Below are 25027 nucleotides of genomic sequence, written 5' to 3'. Positions count from 1 at the left end.
CGCCGGTGCCGGGCCTGCCCCGGCACATGGCACTCCGGGAAGGTCCGCGTGCGGCACGCCCCGCCGCCATGGCGCGTTCTTCCTAGAACATGAGGTTGACCATCACCACCACGACCAGGGTGTAGATCAGCGACAGCGGCCCGCCGACGCGCCACATCTCGCGCGGCGTGTACTTGGCCGGGCCCATCACCATCGAGATCACCGGGTTGGACGCGGTCATCAGGTTGTTGGAGGCCGACAGCGCCACGATCAGCGCGAACGCGGTGGGGTTGCCGCCGGCCGCCAGCGCCAGGTTGACCGCGATCGGCACGGTGACGATGGTGGCGCCGACATGGCTGATCACCAGCGAGAAGGCGGTGGTCAGCACTGCCAGCGCCAGCTCCAGCACCCATATCGGGATGCCGGCCGGCAGCTTGTCGATGGTGTGGCCGGCGACCCAGGCCGCCGCGCCGCTGGAGTCCATGGCCCAGCCCAGCGGGATCAGCCCGGCCATCATGAAGATGGTCTTCCAGTTGATCGAGGCATAGGCCTCGTCCATGCGCAGCACGCCGGTGAGCAGCATGCCGGCCACGCCGGTGAGCAGGGTCAGCGCCACCGGCAGGTGCGAGGTCAGCGCGATGATGATGGTGATGGCGAAGATCGCCATGGCGATCTTGAACTTGTGCGGGCGCTGCTCGCCCTTGGGGTAGTCGGTGACCACCACGAAGTCGCGGCTTTCCGCGGCGGCGGCCAGGTCCTGCCAGATGCTGTGGAACACCAGCATGTCGCCGGCGCGCAGCGCCACGTTGCGCACGTCCTCGCGGATCACCTGCTTGTCGCGGTTGATCGCCAGCAGGCTGATGCCGCGCTCCTTGCGCAGGCGCAGCTGGCCGGCGGTCTTGCCGATCAGCTTCGAGGTCGGCGGGACCACCGCTTCGGAAATGCCGGCGCGGCTGGGGTTGAACAGGTCGCCGAGGTTGCGCAGGCGCGAGGACATGCGCAGGAACTGGTTCTGCGCGAAATCGGCCACCTGCTGGCGCGGGCCCATCGCGCCGATCACGCTGCCGACCCAGATGCGCATGTCCGCCGGCGGCGCCAGGCGGGTGTCGTTGCCGGTCTTCAGCGCCAGCAGCAGCGGCGCGTCGAACAGGTTCTCGACCTCGCTGACGGTCATGCCGACCAGCGGGCTTTCGGCCGTCACCGCCAGCTCGAACACCTCGCCCTCGATGCCATAGGCCTTGGCGAAGTAGCTCTCGGTGCGCGCCGGGGTCTGGCCGTCGCCGTCGCCGCCGTCCTCGTGCGACAGCCTGCGGTCGCCGAAGAAGCGGAAGTACAGCAGCGAGGCGGCCAGCAGCGCCACGCCGATCGGCAGCGGCGCGAACATGCGCAGCGGCTCGATGGTGGCGGTGCCCGAGGGCAGGTTGTTGTTGGCCGAGATCAGCAGGTCGTTGAGCAGGATCAGCGGCGAATTGCCGACCATGGTCAGGCCGCCGCCCATCACGATGGCCGCGGTGATCGGCAGCAGCAGCCGCTTGAGGGTGAGCCCGGTGTGCGAGGCCAGCCGCGAGGCGACCGGCAGGTACAGCGCCATCACCGACGGGTTCTGCATGAAGGAGGAATTGAAGCCGGCGGTGGCGCTGGTCAGCAGCAGCAGGCGCTGCTCCAGCCCATGCGAGCGCCGCAGCAGCCAGCCGGCCAGCCGGTTCAGCGCGCCGGTGCGGTCCAGGCCTGCGCCGAGGATGGTGGTGGCGATGATGCTCATCACCGCGTTGCCGGAGAAGCCGCCGAAGATCTCCTCGGGCGCGATCAGGCCGGTGACGCCCAGCACCACCATCACCACCAGCGCCACCACGTCGGCGCGGATGCGCTCGAACAGGAACATCGCCATGGTGAAGCCGACCAGCCCGAGCACGAGCTTCATGTCGGTGGTCAGCGTCAGCGCGGTATCCATCAGGGCTGGGTGGCGCGAGTGGGAAGGCAGGACGCGATGACGGCCGGCGCCGCCCGGTGCGGGGCGGCGCAAGCGCCATGCCCGATGGACGGTGAGGGGAGTGCCTTCCGCTGTGGCAGACGCCTGGTGCCGTCGGCGGGTGCGTATGTGCGTGAAGGCCTCATTCCCTTACTCCCCGGTCCCTGTTTCCTGCCTGTCATACAGCAGATCCCAGACGCCGTGGCCCAGTTTCTGGCCGCGGGTCTCGAAGTGGGTCTGCGGCCGCCAGTCCGGGCGCGGCACGCTGCCGCGCGGACCGGCGCGGTTGGCCAGGCCCGCGGTGGCGTCGAGCACGTCCCACATCTGCTCGGCGTAGTTTTCCCAGTCGGTGGCGCAGTGCAGCAGCCCGCCCGGGCGCAGCTTGCGCACCAGCAGCGCGGCGAACGCCGGCTGCACCAGACGGCGCTTGTTGTGCCGCTTCTTGTGCCACGGGTCCGGGAAGTAGATGCGGATCTCGTCGAGCGCGCCGTCGGCGATCTCCTTCTCCAGTACTTCGACCGCGTCGTGGTGGTAGAGCCTGACGTTGCCGGCGTCGTCCTCGGCCAGTGCGTTGAGCAGGCGGCCGACGCCGGGCGCATGCACCTCGATGCCGATGTAGTCCTTGGAGGGGTCGAACTGCGCGGCATGGCGCAGCGCGGCGCCATTGCCGAAGCCGATCTCCAGCACCTTGGGCGCGGCGCGGCCGAAGGTGGCGTCCAGGTCGCGCGGCTCGCCGGTGAAGTCGATGCCGAAACGCGGCCAGCGTTCGTCGAACGCGCGCTGCTGGGCGGGGGTGAAGCGGCCCTGGCGCAGCACGAAGCTGCGGATTTCGCGGCGGCCTTCGGTGACGGTGAAGGGCTTGGGCGGCGCCTTGGCGCCGGCGCTGTCGAAGGGATTGGTCATCAGCCGATCAACCCGTCCACCGGCGAGGACGCGCTGGCATGGCGCCTGCGCGGAATGCGGCCGGCGAGGAAGGCCTCGCGGCCGGCCTCGACCGCCTTGCGCATCGCGCTGGCCATCAGCACCGGGTTGCGCGCGCCGGCGATGGCGGTGTTCATCAGCACGCCGTCGCAGCCCAGCTCCATGGCGATGGCGGCGTCCGAGGCGGTGCCGACGCCGGCGTCGACGATGATCGGCACCCTGGCGTTCTCGATGATCTCCATCAGGTTGTAGCGGTTCTGGATGCCCAGCCCCGAACCGATCGGCGCGGCCAGCGGCATCACCGCGGCGCAGCCGATCTCTTCCAGGCGCTTGCACAGGATCGGATCGTCGGAGGTGTAGACCATCACCTCGAAACCGTCCTTGACCAGCTGCTCGGCGGCCTTGAGCGTCTGCACCACGTCCGGGTACAGGGTCTTCTGGTCGCCCAGCACTTCGAGCTTGGTCAGGTTGTGGCCGTCGAGCAGTTCGCGCGCCAGGCGGCAGGTGCGCACCGCGTCCTCGGCGGTATAGCAGCCGGCGGTGTTGGGCAGGATGGCGTAGCGGTCCGGCGGCAGCACGTCGAGCAGGTTGGGCTCGCCCGGGTTCTGGCCGATGTTGGTGCGGCGGATGGCGACGGTGACGATCTGGGCGCCGGCGGCCTCGGTGGCCAGGCGGGTTTCTTCCAGATCCTTGAACTTGCCGGTTCCGGTCAACAGCCGGGACGCATAGCGTTTGCCGGCGATGACCAGCGGATCGGTGGGGGCGTGTGCATTCATGGGGCGATTATCGCGCATCGCATCAGGCGCTGTGTTGCATGGCATTGCCTCGTGGTCGCGGGGCCCGCGCCGCATGAGGCTTTCCCGGCAGGGCCGATGGGGTGCAGGTGCCACGCCGGCGGGCGTGGACGAGCGGTCACCCGCCGCCCAGCGCGTGCACGATCTCGACCACGTCGCCCGCGTTCAATTGCCAGTCGCCGTGCCGGCCGCGGGGCACGATTTCGCCGTTGACCTCCACCGCCACGCGGCGTTCGGCCAGGCCTTCGGCGGCCAGCAGGCCGGCCAGGGTGAGGGGCGACGGGAACGGGCGGGTTTCGCCATTGAGCTGGATATCCATGCGCTCATTCTCGCCGGCACGCACGGAAAATCCAGCCCATGCGGCAGTGCAGCGTGAGCCCGCCGTGGGCCAATGAAAAACTAACACCGTGCGGCAGCGTACGCTGCCGCTTCCCTCGTCCGTCAGGAGTTCTTCCATGCGTGTCCTTTCCCGTCCACTGCGCTCGGCGCTCGCCCTGGCGCTGGCTGCCGCCGCCCTCCCGGCGATGGCGCAGTCCCCGTTCTCGAAGACCGTGTTCTTCGGCGACAGCCTGACCGACACCGGCTATTTCCGTCCCATCCTGGTGCAGGCCAACCCCAGCGCTTCGGTTGCCGGCCGTTTCACCACCAACCCGGGCTGGGTCTGGTCCGACTACCTGGCCGACTACTACGGCACCAATGCCCTGCCCAACGGCAACGGCCAGGTGGGCGACAACTACGCTGCCGGCGGTGCGCGCGTGGGCGTGGACGTCCCCAATCCGCTGAGCCCGCTGCTGCCGCCGACGCCCTCGCTCAAGACCCAGCTCAACACCTACCTGGCAGCCAACGGCGGCAAGGCCGATGCCAACGCGCTCTACACCGTGTGGGGGGGCGCCAACGACCTGTTCGCGGTGGCGGGCGGCGCGCCGCCGGCGGCCACCATCGGCGCGGCGGTCGCCAGCCAGGTGGGCATGGTCGCCACGCTCAAGGGCGCCGGCGCGCGGTACGTGATGGTGCCGAACCTGCCCGACATCGGCCTGACCCCGTCCTCGCGCGCCGGCGGCCCGGTGGCGATGGCGCAGGGCACCGCCCTGGCCAAGGCCTACAACGACGCGCTGTTCGGCGGCCTGAAGCAGGCCGGCCTGCAGGTCATCCCGGTTGATACCTTCAGCATCCTGCAGGAAATCGTCGCCAACCCGGGTGCCTATGGCTTCACCAACGTGTCCGGCACCGCCTGCCAGCCGCAGGTCACCGCCCAGTCGCTGACCTGCACGCCGCTGAACTACGTCACCCCCAACGCCGCCGATACCTATGTGTTCGCCGACGGCGTGCACCCGACCACGGCCGCGCACCAGATCCTGGGCCAGTACGCGATCTCGGTGCTCGAGGCGCCGCGCCTGCAGCAGGTGCTGACGCATTCGGCGCAGACCACCGGCCGCGCCCGCGCCGACCAGGTGAGCGGCCACCTGGGTGGCCGCCCCGCCGACGGCATGAGCTGGTGGGGCAACGTGCGCGGCGACATGCAGCGTTACGAGCACGCCAACCTGTACGACGGCATGGCGCCGGCCGGCCTGTTTGGCGTCGACTGGGCGCGCGATGGCGTGGTGGTCGGCGGTTTCGCCGGCTATGGCCGCATGGATGCCGACTTCGGCAACAGCAAGGGCGACTTCACCCAGTCCGACACCACGCTGGGCCTGTTCGCCGGCTGGTACGGCGACCGCGTCTGGGTCAACGGGCAGGCCAGCTACAGCTGGCTGGGCTACGACGTGACCCGCAAGGTGCAGCTCGGCCCCGCCACCCGCGTGCACAAGGGCTCGCCCGACGGCAGCAACCTGACCGCCGCACTCAACGCCGGCTATGAGTTCGGCCAGGACGGCGGCTTCCGCCACGGTCCGGTGGCCGGCGTGGTCTGGCAGAAGGTCAAGCTCGACGGCTACCTGGAGAGCAACGCCAGCGCCACCGCGCTGGGCTATGGCGACCAGGACGTGGATTCCACCGTCGGCCGCGTCGGCTGGCAGGCGCGTTTCGATGGCGGCAGCGTGCACCCCTACGCGCAGGTCACCTGGGACCACGAGTTCGAGGACGGCCAGCAGGCCAGCGCCTGGCTGCAGACCATGGCCGACGTCGGCGCCTACAAGGTTCCGGGCCTGCAGTTCGACCGCAACTACGCCACCGCCGTGCTGGGCGCGCGGATGAACCTGTGGGGGCTGCAGAGCAATATCGGCGTGAGCACCACCACCGCGCAGAAGTCGGCCCGCGACGCGACGTTGTTCGCCACGTTCAGCGGCGGATTCTGAGCCGCGGCGGAGCGTTGGAGGGCGGCGCCGCATGGCGGTGCCGCCCTTTCCGCGGAAGCGCGTGCCAGGCCGGCGCCCCGCAGATTGCCATTGCGCGGCAGGCCCCGGCCCGCATAGACTGCGCTTCGCCGCGCGGGTGTAGCTCAATGGTAGAGCAGAAGCTTCCCAAGCTTACGACGAGGGTTCGATTCCCTTCACCCGCTCCATCTTCCAGGTGCCGCGCAGGCACTGAGGCGACAGGCAAGGGCAGGGCGTGATGTGCCCGCCTGTCTTCCAGGCCCTGCGATGAAGCTCGCCATCCTCTCCCGCAACAGCAAGCTCTATTCGACCCGGCGCCTGGTCGAAGCCGCGCGCGCGCGCGGCCATACAGTGCGCATCCTCGACCCGCTGCGCTGCTACATGCGCATCACCGCGGGCGATTTCAGCATGCATTACAAGGGCCGGCCGCTGACCGGCATCGACGCGGTGATCCCGCGCATCGGCGCTTCCATTACCCGCTACGGCACCGCGGTGCTGCGCCAGTTCGAGATGATGGGCGCACGCACGCCCAATCCCTCCGATGCGATCCTGCGCGCGCGCGACAAGCTGCGCGCGCACCAGGTGCTCGCCGCCAAGGGCATCGACATGCCGGTGACGGTGTTCGGCGACAACCCGGACGATACCGACGACCTGCTGTCCATGCTGGGCGCGCCGCCGCACGTGGTGAAGCTCAGCGAGGGCACGCAGGGCCGGGGGGTGATCCTCACCGAGAAGCTGAGCGCTTCGCGCGGGACGGTGGAGGCGCTGCGCGGCCTGTACGCCAATTTCCTGGTCCAGGAATTCATCGCCGAGGCGCAGGGGGCGGACCTGCGCTGCCTGGTCGTGGGCGACCAGGTGGTCGCGACCATGCGCCGCCAGGCCCAGGACGGCGAATTCCGCTCCAACCTGCATGCCGGCGGCAGCGCCCAGCCGGTCGTCTGCAGCAGGGTTGAACAGCAGGTGGCGGTGCGCTCGGCCAAGGCCCTGGGGCTGGGCATCGCCGGCGTGGACATGATCCGCTCCCGGCGCGGGCCGCTGGTGCTGGAGGTGAATTCCACCCCGGGCCTGGAAGGGATCGAAAGCGTATCCGGCGGCGACATTGCCGGGCGGATGATCGACTACGTGGCCAATCTGAAGCGCTGAGCCGGTATTCCGAATTGCTTGCAAGGTTTTAACGGACCTTTAATTCCGGGGGCCATAGGCTTGCTCCACTGCGACCAGCCCTCCTCAGCGGGTCCGGTGATCGGGAATCTTCAGGCCCTGGCGTCTCTGCGCCAGGGCCTTGTTTTATCGGTGTCGCGCCGGGTCGCCCGCGCGGCGGGTAACCGGTGCGTGGCGCGGCCAGGCACGGCTTGCCGATGCAGCGAATTAAGGGTCCATATGTTGTAATTTCACCGCATTGCCATGCCGTGTCCGACGCGGCACTCTGGAACTCCACATTCGAGGTACCTACGCCTGTGCGCATTCTCGTGATCGAAGACAACAGCGACATCGCGGCCAACCTGGGGGACTACCTTGAAGACCGCGGCCATACGGTGGATTTCGCCGCCGATGGCGTGACTGGCCTGCACCTGGCGGTGGTGCACGATTTCGATGCGATCGTGCTCGACCTCAACCTGCCGGGCATGGACGGCATCGAGGTCTGCCGCAAGCTGCGCAACGACGCGCGCAAGCAGACCCCGGTGCTGATGCTCACCGCGCGCGATTCGCTGGACAACAAGCTGGCCGGGTTTGATTCCGGCGCCGATGACTACCTGATCAAGCCGTTCGCGCTGCAGGAAGTCGAGGTGCGGCTCAACGCGCTGTCGCGCCGCGGCAAGGGCGGCCACACCCGCGTGCTGGAAACCGGCGACCTGGAATACAACCTGGACACGCTGGAAGTGCGCCGCCAGGGCAAGCTGCTGCAGCTCAACCCGACCGCGCTGAAGATCCTGCAGGCGCTGATGGAAGCCTCGCCGGCCGTGGTCACCCGGCAGGAGCTGGAAACCCGGGTGTGGGGCGAGGAACTGCCCGATTCGGATTCGCTGCGCGTGCATATCCACGGCCTGCGTGCCGTGGTGGACAAGCCGTTCAACGCGCCGATGATCCAGACCCGTCACGGCATTGGATACCGGATCGCCGCACCCGATGCCTGAAAATGCGTCGCCTGCGGTCGTCCGCAAGCAGGGGCGGTATCGCCGCCGCTTGCGCAGCCGCATCATCGTCTCGTTCGTGCTGCTGGGCTTCTGCCTGACGGCATTGTTCGCCGCTGCGGCTTGGAACCTCAGGGGCCGGGTAGAAAATCAGCTGATCGAACGGACATTGCAGCGCGAGGTCGACAATCTGGTTGCGCAGGTTGAAACGAACCCAAGCGAGGCGCCTTATTTCCTGATGTTCGATGCCAGGACCTGGAGTCCTGCCAATGCATATAAGGTAGATCCGCTTTATCGCGACCTTGACGAAGGCCTGCATGACATCCGGCAGCAGGCTCCCGATGGTAGCTGGCACGTGTACAAGGTTGCGATCCGGAAGGGCACAGACCCGAAAGGCACGCCATTCACCAGTCTTATTCGCTACGACGTGACCGATGCAGCGAAAGCTACGGAGCAGTTGCTTCGCTGGTTGATCGTTACCGTCGTGCTCTTCACCCTGTTGAGCTTGGTTTTGGGTTGGTGGTCTGCTTCGCGGGTGATGCGGCCGGTATCAGATCTGGCCGCGCGCCTGCGGGCTTACCGGGGAGGTAGCAGCCATCCAGAGCTACTTGCTCCGCGCTTTACCGACGACGAAGTGGGGCAGTTGGCCGAAGCGTTGGACCACTATTCGACGCGGCTGACCGAAGTCGTGCAGCGCGACCGTGAGTTCAACGCGGACGTGAGCCATGAGCTGCGCACGCCGCTGGCCGTGATCCGTGGCGCGACGGAGCTGCTGCTGGCGCGTCCGGGCCTGGACGAAAAAATGCTGCAGCGGCTGCAGCGCATCCAGCGCGCCGAGCAGCAGTGCAGCGACCTGATCGGCTCGCTGCTGCTGCTGTCGCGCAACGAGCGCGGGCAGGGCAGCAGCAATGTCGCCAAGGTCGCCGAACAGCTGCTCGAGGCGCATCGCGCCCAGCTTGGCGGCAAGCCGCTGGAGCTGATACTGGAGGGCGGTCGTGAGCTGGTCGTCGACGCGCCGGAAGCGGCGCTGTCGGTGGCGCTGGGCAACCTGATCGGCAATGCGGTGAAGTACACCCAGGAAGGCCAGGTCCGCGTCCGCGTGCTGGACAATGCGGTCGAGGTGATCGACACCGGCCCGGGGTTGAGCGAGAAGGATGCGGCCAGCCTGTTCCAGCGCGGTTACCGCGGAACCCATGCCGGCCATTCGCAGGGCGGTGGCATCGGCCTGTCCATCGTCAGCCGGTTGTGCGCGCTCTATGGCTGGCAGGTCAGCATCCGGCCCGGTGGCGAGCGCGGCGTGGTCGGCACGCTGGTCTTCGCGCCTGCCAGCTGACGTGGGGTGCGCGGCCTGCCCCGCCTGAAGTCCAGCGTCAGGAGAGCGGTTTTCCGGCAGCCAGCTGCCGATAGAGCCTGTCCAGCGCCTCCACCTGCGGCTGCAGGTGCTCCGGTTGCCCATCGTTGACGATCACATCGTCGGCCAGCGCCAGCCGCTGCTCGCGACTGGCCTGCGCCTGGATCATGCGCGTGGCCAGGGCGGCGTCGATGTTGTCGCGCTGGAGCAGGCGGGCATGGCGCACGGCTTCCGGCGCGTCGACCACCACGATCCGGTCCAGCCAGGGGTAGCGGGCGCGCCCGCCGGCTTCGGCCAGCAGCGGGATCGCGGCGATGGCATAGGGACTGCCGGCGGTTTCGCAGATGTCCCGCACCCGCGCGCGGATCGCCGGATGGGTGATCGCCTCCAGCGCTTTGCGCTCCCCGTCGTTGCCGAAGACATGCTCCCGCAGTCTCGCACGGTCGAGCGAGCCATCGGCCAGCAGCATCGCGCTGCCGAAGCGTCGGCCGATCTGCTCCAGCGCGGGGCTGCCCGGCGCCACCACGTCGCGTGCGGCGACGTCCGCGTCGGCCACGACGATGCCCAGTGCCTCGAAGCGCCGCGTGACCTCGCTCTTGCCCGAGGCGATGCCGCCGGTAAGCCCGACGATGAACCTGCTCATGGGCAGGCGCCGCCCATGGCAATGGAGTGACCGGCAGTGCCGGCCGGCGTCACGCCAGGCCAGCCCACTGGCGGTAGGCCGCGATCATCGGCTCGCCCCACATGAAGACCAGCCAGCCGGCGATGGCCAGGTAGGGACCGAAGGGAATGGGCGTTGCGCGGTCGCGGCCGCGCGCGTACAGCCAGATCGAGCCGATGATGGCGCCCACCAGCGAAGAAAGCAGGATGATCGGCAGGATGCCCTTCAGCCCGCACCAGGCGCCCAGCGCCGCCAGCAGCTTGAAATCGCCGTGGCCCATGCCTTCCTTGCCGGTGATCTGCTTGAACAGCCACCAGACCGTCCACAGCGACAGGTAGCCCACCGCCGCGCCTATCAGTGCCGGCTTGGCGGGCATGTAGAGGTTGTCCATGCTGCCTATCAGGCCCAGCCACATCAGCGGCAGGGTCAACTGGTCGGGCAGCAGCTGGGTGCGCAGGTCGATGCCCGACAGTGCGATCAGGAAGCAGGTCAGCACGATCGCGCCGAAACCCTGCCAGCCGAAACCGAACTGCCACACGCTGGCCAGCACCAGCACCGCCGTCAGCAGCTCCACCAGCGGGTACTGGATGGAGATCGGTGCCTGGCAATGGCGGCAGCGCCCGCGCTGGATCAGCCAGCTGAACAGCGGGATGTTCTCGTACCAGCTCAGCTTGTGCTTGCAGTGCGGACAGTGCGAGGGCTCCACCACCACGCCGGGCGGCGGCGGCTCGTAGATGTCCGGTTCGCCCAGGATCTCCCGAGCGTCGCGTCTCCACTGCCATTCCATGCGCCTGGGCAGGCGCAGGATCACCACGTTCAGGAAGCTGCCGATCAGCAACCCCAGTCCGGCAGCGGCGGGGTAGCCGATGCCGGGATGCTGGTCGAGAAATGCCATGGGTCAATTATCCAACTACGGAGGCGAGCTTGAAGATCGGCAGGTACATGCCGATGACCATGCCGCCGACGACCACGCCGATGAACACCATGATCATCGGTTCGATCAGGCTGCTCAAGGCGTCGACGGCATTGTTCACTTCCTGCTCGAAATACTCGGCCACCTTGAACAGCATGGTGTCCAGCGCACCGGCCTCTTCGCCGATGGCGGTCATCTGGATCACCATGTGCGGGAATACGTTGACCTGTTTCATCGCCATGTTCACCGGGTAGCCCACCGCCACGTCGTCGCGCATGTGCAGGACGGCTTCCTCATAGACCTTGTTGCCGGTGGCGCCGGCGACGATGCCCAGCGCCTCGACCAGCGGGACGCCGGCCCGGAAGGTCACGCCCGTCGTGCGGGAGAAGCGGGCGATGGCGCTGTTGTGCATGATCTGGCCGATCACCGGCACCTTGAGGATCAGCCGGTCCATGGCGTGCTGCATCCTGGACGAGCGCTTGAGGGCAAAAATGAAGCCCACGATGGCGCCCACGGTTACCAGCAATATCAGCCACCACCAGCTGACCAGGAAGCGCGAGGCGGCCACGATCATCTGCGTGAATACCGGCAGGTCGGCACCGAAGCTGCTGAATACTTCCTCGAACTGCGGCACGACGAAGACCAGCAGGATCGCACTGACCAGCAGCGCCACGGCAATGGTCATCGCCGGGTAGAACAGCGCCTTCTTGATCTTGCCCTTCAGCGACTCGATGTTTTCCTGGTAGTTGGCGATGGTCTCCAGCACGGTTTCCAGCACGCCGGCGCCTTCGCCGGCGCGTACCAGGTTGCGGTACAGCTCGTCGAACTGGATCGGATGCTTGCTGATGGCCTCGTACAGGGACGAGCCGCCTTCCAGGTCGGCGCGGATCTGCCCGACCAGCTTGGCCATGCGCGGGTTCTTGTGGCCGTTGCCGATGATCTCCAGTGCGGTCACGATGGGCACGCCGGACTTCATCATCGTCGCCATTTGGCGGCTGAAGAAGGCGATGTCCTTGGGCTTGATGGCGCTGCCGGACGCGCCGAACAGGGGTTTGGGCTTGGGCTTCACCACCGTGGGGGTGATGCCCTGCCTGCGCAGTTCGGCGCGCAGCATGTTGGCGTTGCGGGCCTCCTGCTCGCCCTTCATCTTGGCCCCGCGTTTGTCCGTCCCCTCCCAGACAAACGGTTGCATCTGGCTGGTGTTGCGATCCACCGGCGTCTTGTTCACTGCGCTGCGGGTAGCGGACATCGTTCTTCTCCCCGTCCGGCCACTCCCCGGGCCGGACAACCCTTGCATGGTAGCGGGTCCGCCCGGACGTGGCATCCTGCCTGTCGGCAAGCGTGGACGTCATCACGCTCCTGGGGGAGCGTCGCTGGGCGCCCGTGTTGGCTCCGATGGTGCGGGCAACGGAGCGTCGTGATGTGACGCGGTACGTCACCCTGCCGTGTGCATCCCAGAATCGCCACGCCAGGCTTCATTTCTTCCTGATTGCTGCCATCATGCGTCCCGGGGGACATGGCAGGTGGGAGCCATTGGCACGCAATCTGCTATTCACCCCGTACGGGGCGGGCGACGGTCCTCCCGGTGCTCACAATCCAAACCTCTAGGGGATGTACAGATGAAGAAGATGCAGCAGGGCTTCACCCTGATCGAACTGATGATCGTGGTCGCGATCATCGCCATCCTGGCCGCCATCGCGCTGCCGCAGTACCGCAACTACACCCAGCGTTCGGCCAATGGCGCCTGCCTGGCGGAAGCCAAGGCCTACGTCAACACCGCCGTGGCCGACGCGGCCGATGACCGTGATCCGACCGCGTTCTCCCCGGCTGCTTGCGAGGCTGGCGCTACTGCGACGAAGGCGGATTACACCGGCGATGCGGACATCCAGTTCCAGGCCAAGGCCCGTGGCAACTCGAGCCTCATCCGCGGCACCCAGTGCAACATGGGCAGCGGCACCTGCAGCCTGCTGCCGGAAGGCACGGCGGGTACTCCGTAAGCAAGGCTTGGTCCTGGCAGGTTTGCTGCCGCCAAGTACGTTCAGCGAAAGGCGCCGCGAGGCGCTTTTCGTTTTTTGGGGGCCCGCGCGGCCCACGCCGCTGCCTGCTGGATCTCGCATGCCCGCCACCCATCGCCCGTTCGCGCTCGCCAGCCTGGTCGTTGCCCTGATCGCAAGCCTGCCGTACTGCTTCGGGTTACCCGGGATGTTCGTGTTCGACGACATTCCCAACATCGTCAACAACGGCAGCATCCACCTGACCCGGCTGGATGCGCGCTCGTTGCTGGACGTGCTGGCCACAACCCAGGTGTCCGGCGCCATGCGTGGCCTGCCGGCGCTGAGTTTTGCCCTGGATTACTGGCGGGCCGGGGCGGACCCGGCCAGTTTCCGCGCCACCAATATCGTCATCCATGCGCTCACCGCCTGCGCGCTGGCTTGGATGTTCAGGGCGCTGCTGCGGGCCGCCGGCATGAACGGCAGGAGGGCATGCACCACGGCGTGCCTCCTGGCGCTGGCCTGGGCACTGCATCCCTTGCAGGTTTCAGCGGTGCTGTACGTGGTACAGCGCATGCAGACGATGGGTACCCTGTTTCTGGTGCTGGCGCTGCTGGCCTACCTGCAGGCGCGAGGGGCGCAAATGCAGGGTCTGTCGGGACGGCCTGGCTTGCTGGTTTGCGCCTTGCTGTGGGGGTTGGCCCTGGGCTGCAAGGAAGATTCGGTGCTGTTGCCGGCCTATACGCTCGCGCTGGAGCTGACCGTGCTGCGCTTCGCCGCCGCCGATGCGGGCGTGGCCCGGACCCTGCGTCGTGGCTATCGGGTAGCCGTGCTGGCTGGCGTGGCGGCCTATATGTTCTGGGTGATTCCCCATTACTGGCATTGGGAAGCCTATTCCGGGCGTGATTTTTCGACCTGGGAACGCCTGCTGACCCAGCCCCGGGTGCTGTGCATGTACCTGTGGGAGATCCTGCTGCCGCTGCCCCGGCACATGCCGTTCTTCTACGATTGGGTGCAACCCTCGCGAGGGTTGCTGCACCCGTGGACCACCTTGCCTGCACTGGCCGTGGTGCTGGGCCTGCTGGCATTGGCCTTGCGCCTGCGCTCGCGGCAGCCATTGTTCGCGCTGGGCGTGCTCCTGTTCTTTGGCGCGCACTTCATCGCCAGCAACGTCGTGGGGTTGGAATTGGCTTTCGAGCATCGCAATCACTTCGCCCTGATTGGCGTGGTGCTGGCGGTGGGCAGCCTGCTGGTGGAAGCGGGCCAGCGCCTGTCACCGCGCCCGCTGGTGCAGGCGGGCGTGTGCACGGTACTGCTTGCGGCGCTGGGCAGCGCCACTGCGATACGCGCCCACGATTGGCGCAGCAACGTATCGCTGGCGCATGCCAGCACGCAGGCTGCCCCCGGGTCGGCCCGTGCGTGGATCGAGTTGTGCGATGCGTATTTCAACGCTGGCGGGGGTGTGCAGGTGCGGCCCAATCCGCATCTGGACGATGCGATCGGTGCCTGCGCCTCCGGTGTCGATGCTGCGCCCGGCTCATTGAACAGCCTGGTCCTGCTGACGGTTCTGAAGACCGTCCGTGGTGACGTGTCCGCACAGGACTGGGCGCGCCTGCAGGCCCGGTTGAAGACCGCGCGCATGAGCTGGGATAACGCCAGGGCGCCGCTGATCCTCACCCATTACGCCAGTCTTGGCGTGCCGCTGGACAGGCCGCAGGTACTGCAGGCATTGGCCACGCTGGATCGGCGGACTACCCTGGGGCCATCGCAGCTGGCGTATATCGGCGACAGTCTGGTGAAGGCGTGGTCCGAGCCTGAACTGGCGCTGCCTTATTACCTGAGGGCGATCAGGCTGGCACCGGGCGATCCGTTTGCGGATGAGCTGGCCCGCGAGCTGCGCGACCAGGGCAGGCCTGATCTGGCGCGGGAGATCGAGCAGGCCGGTCGCCCAGCGAACCCGTCGGTCACTCCCATGCAGCCCTCGCCCTGATGCCCAAGACCCTGATGCCTGGACGCTTCCTGCTGCTTGCCCTGCTGACGGGAGGGCTGGCGGCTGCGCTGTTCCTGCCCGGGTTGGGGGGCGGCTTCATGCTGGATGACGTGCACGCGATCGTGCAGAACTCGTTGATCCGTGTGGACTCGCTGAGCAGGTCGTCGCTGCTGGATGCGGCAGCGAGTTTCCATGGGGCCAGGCCGCTGGCGATGGCCAGTTTCGCCTTGGACTACTGGCGTAGCGGCAGCGTGGACGCGCCTGCGTTCAAGGCCACCAATCTGGTGATCCATGCGCTGACGACCTGCTGCCTGGCGCTGATGCTGCGCCGACTGCTGGTGTTGGCCGGTTGGATGCCCCGGCACGCGGTGGTTGGCGCGCTGCTGATGGCGTTTGCCTGGGCGGTCCACCCGTTGCAGGTCTCCGCGGTGTTGTATGTGGTGCAGCGCATGCAGACGCTGTCCACCTTGTTCCTGGTGCTGGCGCTGTGGGCGTACCTGGGCCTGCGGCAGGCGCAGATGGCCGACCGGCGCGGCTGGCCGCAAGGGCTTCTGGCGACGGTGTTCTGGCTGCTGGCGCTGGCGGGCAAGGAGGATGCCGCGATGCTGCCGGCTTACTGCCTGTTGCTGGAGGTGACCGTGTTGCAGTTCCGCGCGGCCCAGCCCTGGCGTGAGCGGTCGCTGCGGCGGAGTTACCTGCTGGCCGCGCTCGCGGGCGTGGCGCTCTATCTGTTCTGGGCTGTGCCGCATTACTGGCACTGGCAGGCGTATCCGGGCCGTGACTTCAGCAGTGTGGAACGTCTGTTGACCCAAGGGCAGGTATTGGCGATGTATCTGGGGCAGATCGTGTTGCCGCTGCCCGGCCGGATGCCGTTCCACTACGACACGCTGGTGATTTCGCGTGGGTTGCTGCAGCCGGCGACCACGTTGCCGGCGTTGCTGCTGGTGTTGACCTTGATCGTGTGGGCCTGGGCATGGCGCAGGCGTCGGCCGGTGTTTGCCTTCGGTGTGCTGCTGTTCCTTGCCGGTCACTTCGTCACCAGCAATGTCATTCCGCTGGAGCTGGCCTTCGAGCATCGCAATCATTTCGCCTTGATTGGCGCGATCGTGGCGCTGTGCGACCTGTTGGCCGCTGCCGCGCAGCGTTGGCGTGTTCCGCCCCGTTGGTGCGCCGCCATCGCCGGCGCGTTGCTGGCAGGTCTGTGCGTGGCCTGCGGCCTGCGCGTGCATGCGTGGGGCGACCCTGTCAGGCTTGCCCGGTACCACGTGCGGATCGCCCCGGCTTCGCCACGGGCATGGCTTGAACTGGGCGGTACCTATTTCGACCTGGCTGGCAGGCGAGCCGGCAAGGACAGCCCCTATCTTGCACTGGCAATCGAGGCCGTGGAGGACGGCGCAGCCCGGACTGGCTCGCCGTCGGCGTTCTCCAATATCGTCACCTACAGGAGCATCCAGGGGGTGGCTACCCCGCGCGACTGGAGCCGTTTGGCGCAACGCCTGGAATCGGCACCGATGTCGCCGCCCACCCGCAACATCCTGTGGACGATGGTCAGCAACCTTCGGGCCGGAATCGGGTTGGACGAAGCCCAGGCCATGCGGGTGATCGAAATCATCGGCCGCCGCGCCGCGTTTTCACCCGAGGAGTCCCTGCGCATCGGCCGCTTTGTCCAGTCACTGCCGGCGCAACGGGAGCGCGCACTGCCGTGGTTCGTCCGCGCCGCCAGCGATCTGCCTGCAGGGGAAGCGCGCATCGTCGGCTTGGCCGACGAGCTGGAGCATGAGGGCAGGGCCGACTGGGCTGATGCCGTCAGGCAGGCCAACACGGCCAAGCGCGCTGTTCGGCGGGAATGATCCCGATGGTTCTGGCGGGTCAGGAAAGGGGCTTGGCCCGCTTCTTGCTAATGTTTTATGCGGAAAAGCACAGGGGAGCAATCATGCACCAGCGCAATGCAGGTTTCACTTTGATCGAACTGATGATCGTGGTCGCGATCATCGCCATCCTGGCCGCCATCGCGTTGCCCCAGTACCGCAACTATACCCAGCGCTCGGCCAATGCGGCCTGCCTGGCCGAGGCCAATGCTTTCATGCATACCGCTTCGGCCGACATGGCAGACGAGCGCAACAGCACGGTGTTCGTGGCGAAAGCCTGCGCAAGCGGACCCGCCGGCCCGTTGCAGCCCAGCGATTGGACCGCGAACACTGCGGTACAGTTCACCCCGCAGACGCGGGGCAACAGCAGCCTCCTGCAGGGAACGACGTGCCATGCGGGAACCGCCGCCTGCGCGCTGGATCCTTGAGCGGGCACAAGTACCGGAATCCGACGCGAAGCTGCATGGCAGGGCCTCTTTCCACACGATTCGACACGGCCACGCGCGAAGGGCGCAGAGTGTGGCAGGCCTTGCTCCCCGCGAGAATGAAGAGGCCGGGTGCTGGCCGCCGGATTGTCGTTCCAGGGAGCCGGATGGGCCGGGATGACGCAGGGCAATGACGTGGCGCCCTCGTAATGTCCGCTGGCAATTGCCTGAGCTGCGCGCCGCCTGCTGTGCGTTGCTCTATGGGGTGTTGCCGAACCTTCCGTTCTGGGTCGTCGCCCATTTTCTGAAGGTTGATCGCCCGTACATCGTGCTCGACTATCTGGTTTCGGCGGCGCTGTTTGCCTATGGTTGGAAGCGGTCTGCTGCGGTGCTGCTGACCTTGTCCCTGCTTGCCGATGGGTTGTCGGTCCAGGGGCTGGTGTATCCGGTACTGCATCCGGCAGACATCCTTTACCTTGTCTCCCTGCTGCCCTACGCGCCTCCAGGCTGGCAGTTCGTGGCGGTCGGCACGTTCCTGGTGTTGATGCTCATGGTCGGCGCGTCCTGGTATTTCGCGCGCGTGATCGATCGGCTTGCCGCGTTGCTGCTGCTCGGCCTTGCGGTGCTCGGCTATGCGGTACAGTCCCAGATGGACCCGCACAGCTCGGAATTCGAACGGGACAAGAGCAGCGTGTTTGGCAGCCAGTTGGCCTACTACGCAAATACGCGCGCCACGTTGGTGCTCGACAGCCTCTTCGAAAGCTTGAATCCGCTGTATCCCATCGGATTCAGGGATGAAGTTTCGTCATGGGCCGGCAAAGGCGATGACGACAGCAGGAATTTCCTGCTGATCGTCGTTGAATCCTGGGGGCAGATGAGGGATTCGCACATTCGGGAAGCCATGCTCCAGCCGTTGCTTGCGGAGCGGGATCAGTTCCAGTGGCTGAAAACAGGAGAAGCGTCTGGTGATCACGCCACCGTAGAGGCAGAGCTGCGTTATCTGTGCGGTCTGGGCGCACGCTATCTCAATCTGGAATCGGTCACCGAAGGCTTCGAGAACTGCCTGCCCTGGCAACTCAAGGCACGGGGGTACACGACCCTTGCGATCCACGCCGCCGACGGAGGCATGCATGCGCGGAAATTCTGGTATCCGCGTGCGGGTTTCGACAAGATCCTTTTCCAGGATACCGCCCCCTGGACGACGCACTGTCATTCCTTTCCCGGGGCATGCGACCGGGAGATCATGGCGTCGACCCTGCCTGGGGCATTTGCGGGGAAAAACCGCCAGTTCGTCTACTGGATGACGCTGAACACGCATGCGCCCTACGATGAGCGCGACCTGTGGATGGATGCCTTCAACTGCGCGGAGTACCAGCTGCCGGAACCTGGCGATACCTGCCGCCTGGGCAAGTTGCACGCGCAGTTCTTCCAGCAACTCGCGCAGTTCCTCGCGCAGCCGGAAATGCGCGGCACAGAAGTGTTCATCGTGGGCGACCACTCTCCGCCGATCCTCGACCAGGATGAGTTCAAGCGCAATTTCGTCGATGGAAGGGTGCCTTATGTCCACTTGCGGGTGAAATAAATGTGGCCTTTGCATGGGAAGCGGGCGCCGGCCATGTACATCACCAGCGCAAGCTGCGCCGTGGAAGGCGGTCTTCGCATTACCATCCAGAAAGCAATCAATACCTGGCGAAGTCGAGTCGATCCGCTGTGCATATAGGCCCCATCACCAGAGCCACCATCCGCACCAGCGCCGTATTCGGGCTGCGTCTTCTTGTGCAGGCCGGCACGCTGCTGTTGCTGGCGCGCATGCTGGGGGCGCAGGGCTACGGGGCATTCGCGGGTATCTCGGCGTTGGCCGTGACCTTGGGTACGCTGTCCACCTTCGGCATGCATCTGGTGTTGCTTGGAGAAATGGCGCGTGATCCAGCGCGCCGGGACTACGGACTGGCCCGTGCCGTGCCGGTAACGCTCATGTGCGGGACGTTGTTGCTGCTGTTGTTTCTGCTGCTCTGCCACGCCGGCTTGCGCGGAGCCGGAATGTCCTGGTGGGTGCTGCTGGCGATAGGGGCTGCCGAAATCCTGTTGCAGCCGTTGTTCAATCTTCCCGTATCCGAATTGCTGGCGCTTGGTCGCGCGGCGCGTTCGCAGTTGCTTGCCATGTTGCCACTGGCACTGCGCCTGGTGGTGTCCGTGTGCGTGGTAGTGCTTGCGCCATCGAACCCGCTGGCGGTCTACGCGTATGCTTACCTTGCCGTCCTGGTCGCGGCGCTGGTGGTTGGTTCCCTGTTGACGGGGCAGCCCTGGCTGTCGCCGGGTTCATGGCGCTGGCCCGCCAAGGGCGAATGGCGCGAGGCGGCAGGTTATGCCGCGCTCAATGTCACCACCGCCGGTCCGGCGGAACTGGACAAGACACTGGCAATGCGACTGCTGCCGCTGGCCGACAGCGGCGTGTACGCGGCCGGCCAGCGCGTGGTCAGCGCGGTGATTCTGCCTGTCGGGGCGATGATGTTGTCCGCTCTGCCGCGACTGTTCCGCGAAGGCAAGGAGCAATCCCGGCGGACGGATCGACTGCTGCGCTGGATTTTTGCGGCGACGCTGATCTACAGCATGGCGCTTGCCGCAGTGCTCTGGTTCTGTGCGCCGGCGTTGGGTTGGTTGTTCGGCGCGAAATACCACGACATCCCACGCATGGTCCATTGGCTGTGCCTGGCGGTGCCGGGCATGGGGTTGCGCATTGCGTGCGGGATCGTGCTGATGGCGCTCGGCAAGCCGTGGATGCGGGTTTGCTACGAGCTCTCCGGACTGGTCGTGCTGGGCATTGCGTCCGTCGTCCTGATTGCCCGGCTGGGGACAATCGGCATGCCACTGGCGTTGGCTGTTTCGGAAGGCATGATGGCCGTCGTCGGCATGCTGCTGGTGGTCGGTGCGCGGAAGTCACGGCGCATGGCGGTCTAAGGCTGCGTTGCCTGCTCCCAGCGTGCCGCCGCGTCCGGTGGCAGGGCAAACACCAGCGAGTACTTCGTGCGCCTGATGTCATCAACAGGTTTGAGCGCGGTTTTTGCGCCGGCCAGCGTAAGTACGATCACGCGCAACCATGGCCATGGAATCGAAGGGCTCCAATCCAGCGCGAGGAAACGCACGTAACCCAGGCCGGCCAGCAGGTCGGCGATCTCCTGGTTGTGCATGTCGTCGTTGGCCTCGAAAGCGACAACCGGCTGATCCCGGCATAACACCTGCGACATTCCCGCGATCACTTTCGGTTCGTGCCCCTCGACGTCGATCTTGACCAAGGCCACCGTACTCTTCGTCATTTCGCGAACTACATCATCGCCGCGCCGCAGATGGATGGCGTATTTTCGAGCCGCGGCCGTGGCGCGTTCCAGGCTCGATGCTCCCAGGTTGCCCGGTACGCCCTCGCTCAATTCGGCGATGCACTCGGCATCGGACAGCCCGCAGCGGACGATGGAAACGTCCAGCGGACCGTTGATGTCGGCATTCAGTTCCAGAACACGGTTGACCACCGGGTGCGGCTCGAACGCAAGCGTCTGCGCGAAGCGGGGTGCCAGCGTAAGGGTATAGATGCCTACGTTCGCGCCGATGTCGAGGAACACCGAAGCCGCAGGGGATTGCACCACACCTGTGTCGCACAGCCATTGCATGGCGGCGAGGCCGGCTGCTTCGTATGTCCCGGCCACGGCGATTTCGCGGCCGATAAGATCGTCAGGGAAGGCGCACAGCCTCAGCTCCTGGGCGGGGCGCTTCCGTAGTCGACTGAGCAGATGCCGCGCCCAGAAGGTTGCAAGCGGCTCCGTATAGCTGAATCGCATTCCGGTCAAGGCGTTTCTCCGCGGGACATGTCAAGAACGTTGCGATAGACCTGCAAATAGGCCGTGAGTGCGGAATCCTCCGAGAACATCGCGTGTACGCGCGCGACGGCATTGGACGACATTTCCCTCCATGCCGTGGTGTCGGTCGCCAAGTGCCGGATGGCGCGCACGAATGCGGCAACGTCATCCTGCGGGCACAGCAGCCCTGATACGCCGTCTTCCACGACTTCGGGCAGCGACGAGCCGCTCGTGGCGATCACGGGCAGGCCGCAGGCCATTGCTTCGGCTGCTGCCAGCCCGAAGCCTTCACTGCGTGATGGAAACAGAAACGCATCCGTATTCTGCATGGCGGCAATCACGCCGTCGCTCGACAACCGCCCAATGTCGTGCATGTTGGCGGGCATTCCGGGCTTGTCCCTTCTCGATGCCGGGCCGCCGGTGTAATGCAGCTCGAAGCCTTCCCCGAGTTCGCGCATGATCAGCGGCAGAAGATCCACGCCTTTGCGCGCCATCCAGCTGCCCACGTACAGCAGGCGAAACGCCTCGCCTGGCATGCGCTTGCGGCTGCCGGGCCTGAACTGCACGGTATCGATGCCATTGTGGATCACGTCCATGGGGACGTCACGCAGGGTTCTGCGTGCCATTTCCGCGACGAATCGGCTGATTGCAATCACCAGGTCAGCCCGCTGCAGTCCCCGGCGTTCGATGGGGGCAATCCAACGGCGGTGGTATGCCGCACGCAACCAACCCTTGTATGGGTGCAATGCCGGGTCGTGAACGGAATGATGCAGCGTTGCGACGACGGGCAGCCGTGGAGGAATGAATCGCGGATGCAGCCAGGTGTTGATATGGCAGATCGTCGCCCATTCCGGTGGCGTTGGTACGTGTACTGTCCAGGGCGCGTACTCCGCGCGCAATGGCAGCCAGGTAATTGCGGTACGCAGGCCGTGCGCTCCCAGTTTCGCGGCCAGCCGCTCGGTGAACACGTCGGTGCCGGTGTCCGTGCGCACCGCCGGAAACCAGATGGCGGGCGCGTCGCTCATGCGCTGCTGCGTTCCAGACGATAGATTAGTGTGGGCACAAGGGGAACGAGCGGACGCAGCACCGCATCGGGAGTACGTCGGAGCAGGCGGGTGGCCCAATGATGCGGGCGTTCTATGTCGAAGGTTTCCCGCCAGCCCTCGATGCATAGATTCCGGTAGCGCATGCCTGTCTGATCCATCATGTTCTCCAGTTCATGCAACTGGGGTGGTTCGCAGTCGTAGAAACTGCCTCTGCCTCGCAGCCTGAGGTAGGGGCTGCGCCACCGGCGCGGCAGCCAGCTCAGAAACTTCAGTCGGTAGTGCGGCTCAGTCACCATCCAGCGATTCGGGACGGCCAGGTAGGCAACTCCATCCTGCTTGAGCACGCGATGGATCTCTTCCAGGTGCTGCAGCTGGGCGGCGGTGTCGCCTACATGTTCGATGACATGGTTGCTGATCACGACATCGAATCGTTCCGCCGCGAAGGGCAGGTCCACGCCCTCTACGTGCAGATAGGTGTAGCCCTCATGCACCTGGCGGCTGTCGTTCACGTCCACGGCGGTGACGCGGCAGGACAGCTCCTTGTGGGTGGCGAAGTAGTGCGATATGCCGCCAGAGCCGCAGCCGATCTCCAGTACCTCCAACGGCGCGTCGCCCGGGCTCAGTCCCAGAAGGCGCTCGATCTTCTTCGCCTTGAGCTGCCGGGACGGCAGGTCGATGACGGCATGGGCTTTCCGATTCATCGAGGTACTTGTCCGGATGCCGATGGCTTGATGTTCAGGCCCAGTTCCCTCGCCAGGTTCTCACCGAAGGCCGGCCAGGCGAAACCGCGGGCGAATGAGCGACAGCCGGGTCGCCATGCCTCCGGTCCGTCCCCCAGCACCAGCAGGATGGCATCCCGCAGGGCGGCGTAGTCTCCGGCCGGTACCAGCTTCCCAGATCGTCCGTCCACGATCGCATCCACGATCCCCCCTGTGGCAAAGGCCACGGTCGGCACGCCATGGGCTGCGGCCTCTATCGCGACCATGCCGAAGCCCTCGGGATCACCAGGAATGCTGCGCACGGGGAACACGTGCAGGGCCGCGCTTTCATAGGCGCAAGCCAGTTCTGTCGGATCGGTAATGACACCAAGAAAGCGCAGGTGCTGGCTGATGCCCAGTTCGTCGGCGATGCACTGGATGCTCTGCCGGGTCTGGACGCTTGCGTGCAACGAGTCGGAAGGAGCATCGCCGACGATGGCGAGCAAGACATCGGGAGCCGCACGTACGATGGCTGGAAGTGCATGCTGCACGAACTCGCGCAGGCCCTTGCGGGTGGTCAATCGGCCAACGGAGAGCAGAATGCGCCCGTTACCCAGGCCATGCCGTGCACGGAAGGCTCCACGCTCGTGGTCGGGCCGCGAAGTATCCGGCATCCGCACGCCTGGATGTGCAATGCGTATCCTGGCTTCCCTGACGCCGAGATCGCGGGCAAGCGCAGCGGTAGGTGAGCTGTTGGCAATGACGGTATCCATGCGGCGGATGGCTGGGTGCCAGAGCGCACGGTAAACGGGGTGGTGCACGGCTGCATCCAGCCCGTGCAGGTAGACACAGGCCCGTGCTTTTGCAATGCGGGCGGCGATCAGCGCTGCGGGCGCAGTCAGCCCGCTGCCGGCCAGCACGAGGTCGGGTCTATGGCCCGACGCGATGCGTACAGCCTGCAGGGCCGAGGCGGACAGGAAACGCCAGAGTGGCCGTAGCGGTACTTCGGTGATGCTTGCCTGCGGAGGACGAACAGCTGACGAGCCAGTGGGGCCGATCACATGCACTTCGGCATGGCGCGACAGCTCGTCGGCCATGTGCCAGTTCAGACGTTCCATACCGCCAACCAGTGGAGGCAGGTTGCGGGTGACGAGGAGGATGCGAGGGCGCCGGGGCTCAGGATTCACGCCGGTAGGTCAGATTGGTGATCTGCTCGGAAATCAGCCCGATCAGGAAGATGATGACCGCCGCGCTGAACAGCAGCGTGCTCATGTTGGTGAGCCGGTGCTCGGTGACGAAGGTATAGCCGTAATACCCCAGCCCGGTGAGAAAAAAGGCGGCGGCGATCGGCGCGAACAGCTTCAGCGGCGAGTACAGCGTGGCGATCTTGAAGATGATCAGCAGGAAGCGGATGCCGTCCTTGATCGGCCGGATGTGGCTGTTGGTGCCCACGCGCCGGGCGACCGGGATCGGGACATAGGCCACCGGGTAGGCGCTGCGGAAGAAGGCCATGGTGCTGGTGGTGGGGTAGCTGAAGCCGTTGGGCAGCAGGTGCAGGAACTCGCGGAAGCGCTCGGCGCGCACGGCGCGGAAGCCGGAGGTCAGGTCGTCGATGCGGTGGCCGGTCATGTGGCTGGCCAGGCGGTTGTAGAAGCCGTTGGCAAGGCCGCGGTGCAGACTGGCCTGGCCGCTGGCGTCGCGTGCGCCCACCACCATGTCGTAGCCTTCTTCCAGCTTGGCCAGCAGGGCGCCGACGTGCTGCGCGCCGTGCTGGCCGTCCGCGTCCATCAAGACCAGGATCTCGCCGGTGGCGGTGCGGGCGCCGCGCTTGATCGCCGCGCCGTTGCCCATCGAATACGGGTTGCTGGCCACCTGGGCGCCGTGGCTGGCCGCGATGGCGGCCGTATCGTCGGTGGAACCGTCGTCGACGACGATGATCTCCGCCTGTGGCCAGGCCTGCCGCAGTGCCGGCAGGGTGCGCCGCAGCCCCTCGGCCTCGTTCTTGGCCGGCAATATGATGCTCAGTCGCTGCACGTTCTCTACCCGTCGTTCTCCCCGGCGGACATGGTAGCGGGAACCCGCGGCCATGGGATGGGGCGGGTTCTCATTCCTTTGCGGCGGGCTCCGCG

At 66.3% G+C, this 25027-nt stretch carries 22 protein-coding genes and 1 tRNA gene; 11 read left to right on the top strand and 12 right to left on the bottom strand.

All coding sequences use genetic code 11. The annotated features are described in order from the left end of the window. Window positions 1-82: 82 nt before the first annotated feature. From AC06FP_RS00655 to thiS, 4 genes are all read right to left on the bottom strand, one after another. Entirely contained in the window at window positions 83-1930 is a 1848-nt protein-coding gene (locus AC06FP_RS00655; RefSeq protein ID WP_456116874.1) for an SLC13 family permease, read from the bottom strand. Between the two features lie 168 nt (window positions 1931-2098). Then, on the bottom strand, window positions 2099-2851 hold the full coding sequence (gene trmB / locus AC06FP_RS00650) for a tRNA (guanosine(46)-N7)-methyltransferase TrmB (RefSeq protein ID WP_456116873.1): 753 nt from the start codon (window positions 2849-2851) through the stop codon (window positions 2099-2101). Then, window positions 2851-3645: a thiazole synthase gene (locus tag AC06FP_RS00645; RefSeq protein WP_456116872.1), complete on the bottom strand. Its 795-nt coding sequence runs from the start codon at window positions 3643-3645 to the stop codon at window positions 2851-2853. Before AC06FP_RS00645 ends, trmB begins: the two co-directional genes overlap by 1 nt. A gap of 136 nt (window positions 3646-3781) precedes the next feature. Continuing rightward, on the bottom strand, window positions 3782-3982 hold the full coding sequence (gene thiS / locus AC06FP_RS00640) for a sulfur carrier protein ThiS (protein WP_456116871.1): 201 nt from the start codon (window positions 3980-3982) through the stop codon (window positions 3782-3784). 136 nt (window positions 3983-4118) lie between these two features. Here thiS and AC06FP_RS00635 point away from each other — a divergent pair, with 136 nt between their 5' ends. The 5 genes from AC06FP_RS00635 to AC06FP_RS00615 all read left to right on the top strand — a co-directional run bounded on the left by AC06FP_RS00635 (window position 4119) and on the right by AC06FP_RS00615 (window position 9440). Continuing rightward, on the top strand, window positions 4119-5957 hold the full coding sequence (locus tag AC06FP_RS00635) for an autotransporter outer membrane beta-barrel domain-containing protein (protein ID WP_478074108.1): 1839 nt from the start codon (window positions 4119-4121) through the stop codon (window positions 5955-5957). Window positions 5958-6089: 132 nt separating this feature from the next. Continuing rightward, window positions 6090-6163 (top strand) — tRNA-Gly (locus AC06FP_RS00630). A 79-nt stretch (window positions 6164-6242) separates the two neighbouring features. Further along, window positions 6243-7118 carry a 30S ribosomal protein S6--L-glutamate ligase gene (gene rimK, locus AC06FP_RS00625; RefSeq protein ID WP_456116865.1) on the top strand — a complete coding sequence of 292 codons (876 nt, stop codon included), beginning with the start codon at window positions 6243-6245 and terminating at the stop codon, window positions 7116-7118. Window positions 7119-7432: 314 nt separating this feature from the next. After that, window positions 7433-8110 carry a response regulator transcription factor gene (locus AC06FP_RS00620; RefSeq protein WP_054667261.1) on the top strand — a complete coding sequence of 226 codons (678 nt, stop codon included), beginning with the start codon at window positions 7433-7435 and terminating at the stop codon, window positions 8108-8110. Next, a complete protein-coding gene (locus AC06FP_RS00615) occupies window positions 8103-9440 on the top strand; it encodes a sensor histidine kinase (RefSeq protein WP_478074107.1) in 1338 nt (445 codons plus the stop codon). The genes AC06FP_RS00620 and AC06FP_RS00615 overlap by 8 nt, the downstream gene beginning before the upstream one ends. A 37-nt stretch (window positions 9441-9477) precedes the next feature. Here the strand turns inward: AC06FP_RS00615 and coaE are convergent, their stop codons facing one another. Genes coaE through AC06FP_RS00600 form a run of 3 tightly spaced genes read right to left on the bottom strand, consistent with a single transcriptional unit; the run spans window position 9478 to window position 12281 of the window. Beyond that, window positions 9478-10101, bottom strand: coding sequence for a dephospho-CoA kinase (gene coaE, locus AC06FP_RS00610; protein ID WP_478074106.1), 624 nt, complete (start codon window positions 10099-10101; stop codon window positions 9478-9480). A gap of 49 nt (window positions 10102-10150) precedes the next feature. Next, window positions 10151-11014 (bottom strand): prepilin peptidase, encoded by an 864-nt coding sequence (locus tag AC06FP_RS00605; RefSeq protein ID WP_456116862.1) that lies wholly within the window; start codon window positions 11012-11014, stop codon window positions 10151-10153. Between the two features lie 7 nt (window positions 11015-11021). Beyond that, window positions 11022-12281: a type II secretion system F family protein gene (locus AC06FP_RS00600; protein WP_478074105.1), complete on the bottom strand. Its 1260-nt coding sequence runs from the start codon at window positions 12279-12281 to the stop codon at window positions 11022-11024. A gap of 370 nt (window positions 12282-12651) precedes the next feature. On the opposite strand from AC06FP_RS00600, the gene AC06FP_RS00595 reads away from it, so the two are divergent. The 6 genes from AC06FP_RS00595 (at window position 12652) to AC06FP_RS00570 (ending at window position 20264) form a co-directional block, all read left to right on the top strand. Next, window positions 12652-13029 (top strand): prepilin-type N-terminal cleavage/methylation domain-containing protein, encoded by a 378-nt coding sequence (locus AC06FP_RS00595; RefSeq protein ID WP_456116860.1) that lies wholly within the window; start codon window positions 12652-12654, stop codon window positions 13027-13029. 118 nt (window positions 13030-13147) lie between these two features. Next, a complete protein-coding gene (locus tag AC06FP_RS00590; RefSeq protein ID WP_478074104.1) occupies window positions 13148-15013 on the top strand; it encodes a tetratricopeptide repeat protein in 1866 nt (621 codons plus the stop codon). After that, a complete protein-coding gene (locus tag AC06FP_RS00585; RefSeq protein WP_478074103.1) occupies window positions 15013-16863 on the top strand; it encodes a hypothetical protein in 1851 nt (616 codons plus the stop codon). Before AC06FP_RS00590 ends, AC06FP_RS00585 begins: the two co-directional genes overlap by 1 nt. Before the next feature lie 83 nt (window positions 16864-16946). Further along, complete coding sequence (locus AC06FP_RS00580) at window positions 16947-17309, top strand: prepilin-type N-terminal cleavage/methylation domain-containing protein (RefSeq protein WP_478074102.1); 363 nt, start codon at window positions 16947-16949, stop codon at window positions 17307-17309. Window positions 17310-17496: 187 nt separating this feature from the next. Next, a complete protein-coding gene (locus AC06FP_RS00575) occupies window positions 17497-18888 on the top strand; it encodes a sulfatase-like hydrolase/transferase (RefSeq protein WP_478074101.1) in 1392 nt (463 codons plus the stop codon). Window positions 18889-18890: 2 nt separating this feature from the next. After that, window positions 18891-20264 (top strand): lipopolysaccharide biosynthesis protein, encoded by a 1374-nt coding sequence (locus AC06FP_RS00570; protein WP_478074100.1) that lies wholly within the window; start codon window positions 18891-18893, stop codon window positions 20262-20264. On the opposite strand, the gene AC06FP_RS00565 is transcribed toward AC06FP_RS00570, so the two are convergent. Genes AC06FP_RS00565 through AC06FP_RS00545 form a run of 5 tightly spaced genes read right to left on the bottom strand, consistent with a single transcriptional unit; the run spans window position 20261 to window position 24932 of the window. Beyond that, window positions 20261-21136, bottom strand: a complete 876-nt coding sequence (locus AC06FP_RS00565) for an FkbM family methyltransferase (RefSeq protein ID WP_478074732.1) — start codon at window positions 21134-21136, stop codon at window positions 20261-20263. The two genes, AC06FP_RS00570 and AC06FP_RS00565, sit on opposite strands and share 4 nt — an antisense overlap. Window positions 21137-21141: 5 nt before the next feature. Next, window positions 21142-22179, bottom strand: coding sequence for a glycosyltransferase family 4 protein (locus AC06FP_RS00560; protein ID WP_478074099.1), 1038 nt, complete (start codon window positions 22177-22179; stop codon window positions 21142-21144). Next, window positions 22176-22901: a class I SAM-dependent methyltransferase gene (locus AC06FP_RS00555; RefSeq protein WP_456116853.1), complete on the bottom strand. Its 726-nt coding sequence runs from the start codon at window positions 22899-22901 to the stop codon at window positions 22176-22178. The genes AC06FP_RS00560 and AC06FP_RS00555 overlap by 4 nt, the downstream gene beginning before the upstream one ends. Continuing rightward, complete coding sequence (locus AC06FP_RS00550) at window positions 22898-24085, bottom strand: glycosyltransferase family 4 protein (protein ID WP_478074098.1); 1188 nt, start codon at window positions 24083-24085, stop codon at window positions 22898-22900. The genes AC06FP_RS00555 and AC06FP_RS00550 overlap by 4 nt, the downstream gene beginning before the upstream one ends. Continuing rightward, a complete protein-coding gene (locus AC06FP_RS00545; protein WP_478074097.1) occupies window positions 24075-24932 on the bottom strand; it encodes a glycosyltransferase family 2 protein in 858 nt (285 codons plus the stop codon). Before AC06FP_RS00545 ends, AC06FP_RS00550 begins: the two co-directional genes overlap by 11 nt. Window positions 24933-25027 lie beyond the last annotated feature (95 nt).

Source organism: Stenotrophomonas sp. Steno-Z2, assembly GCF_056393235.1.
Note: the sequence above shows the minus strand (reverse complement) of the source record. Positions and strands in the feature narration are given on the sequence as shown.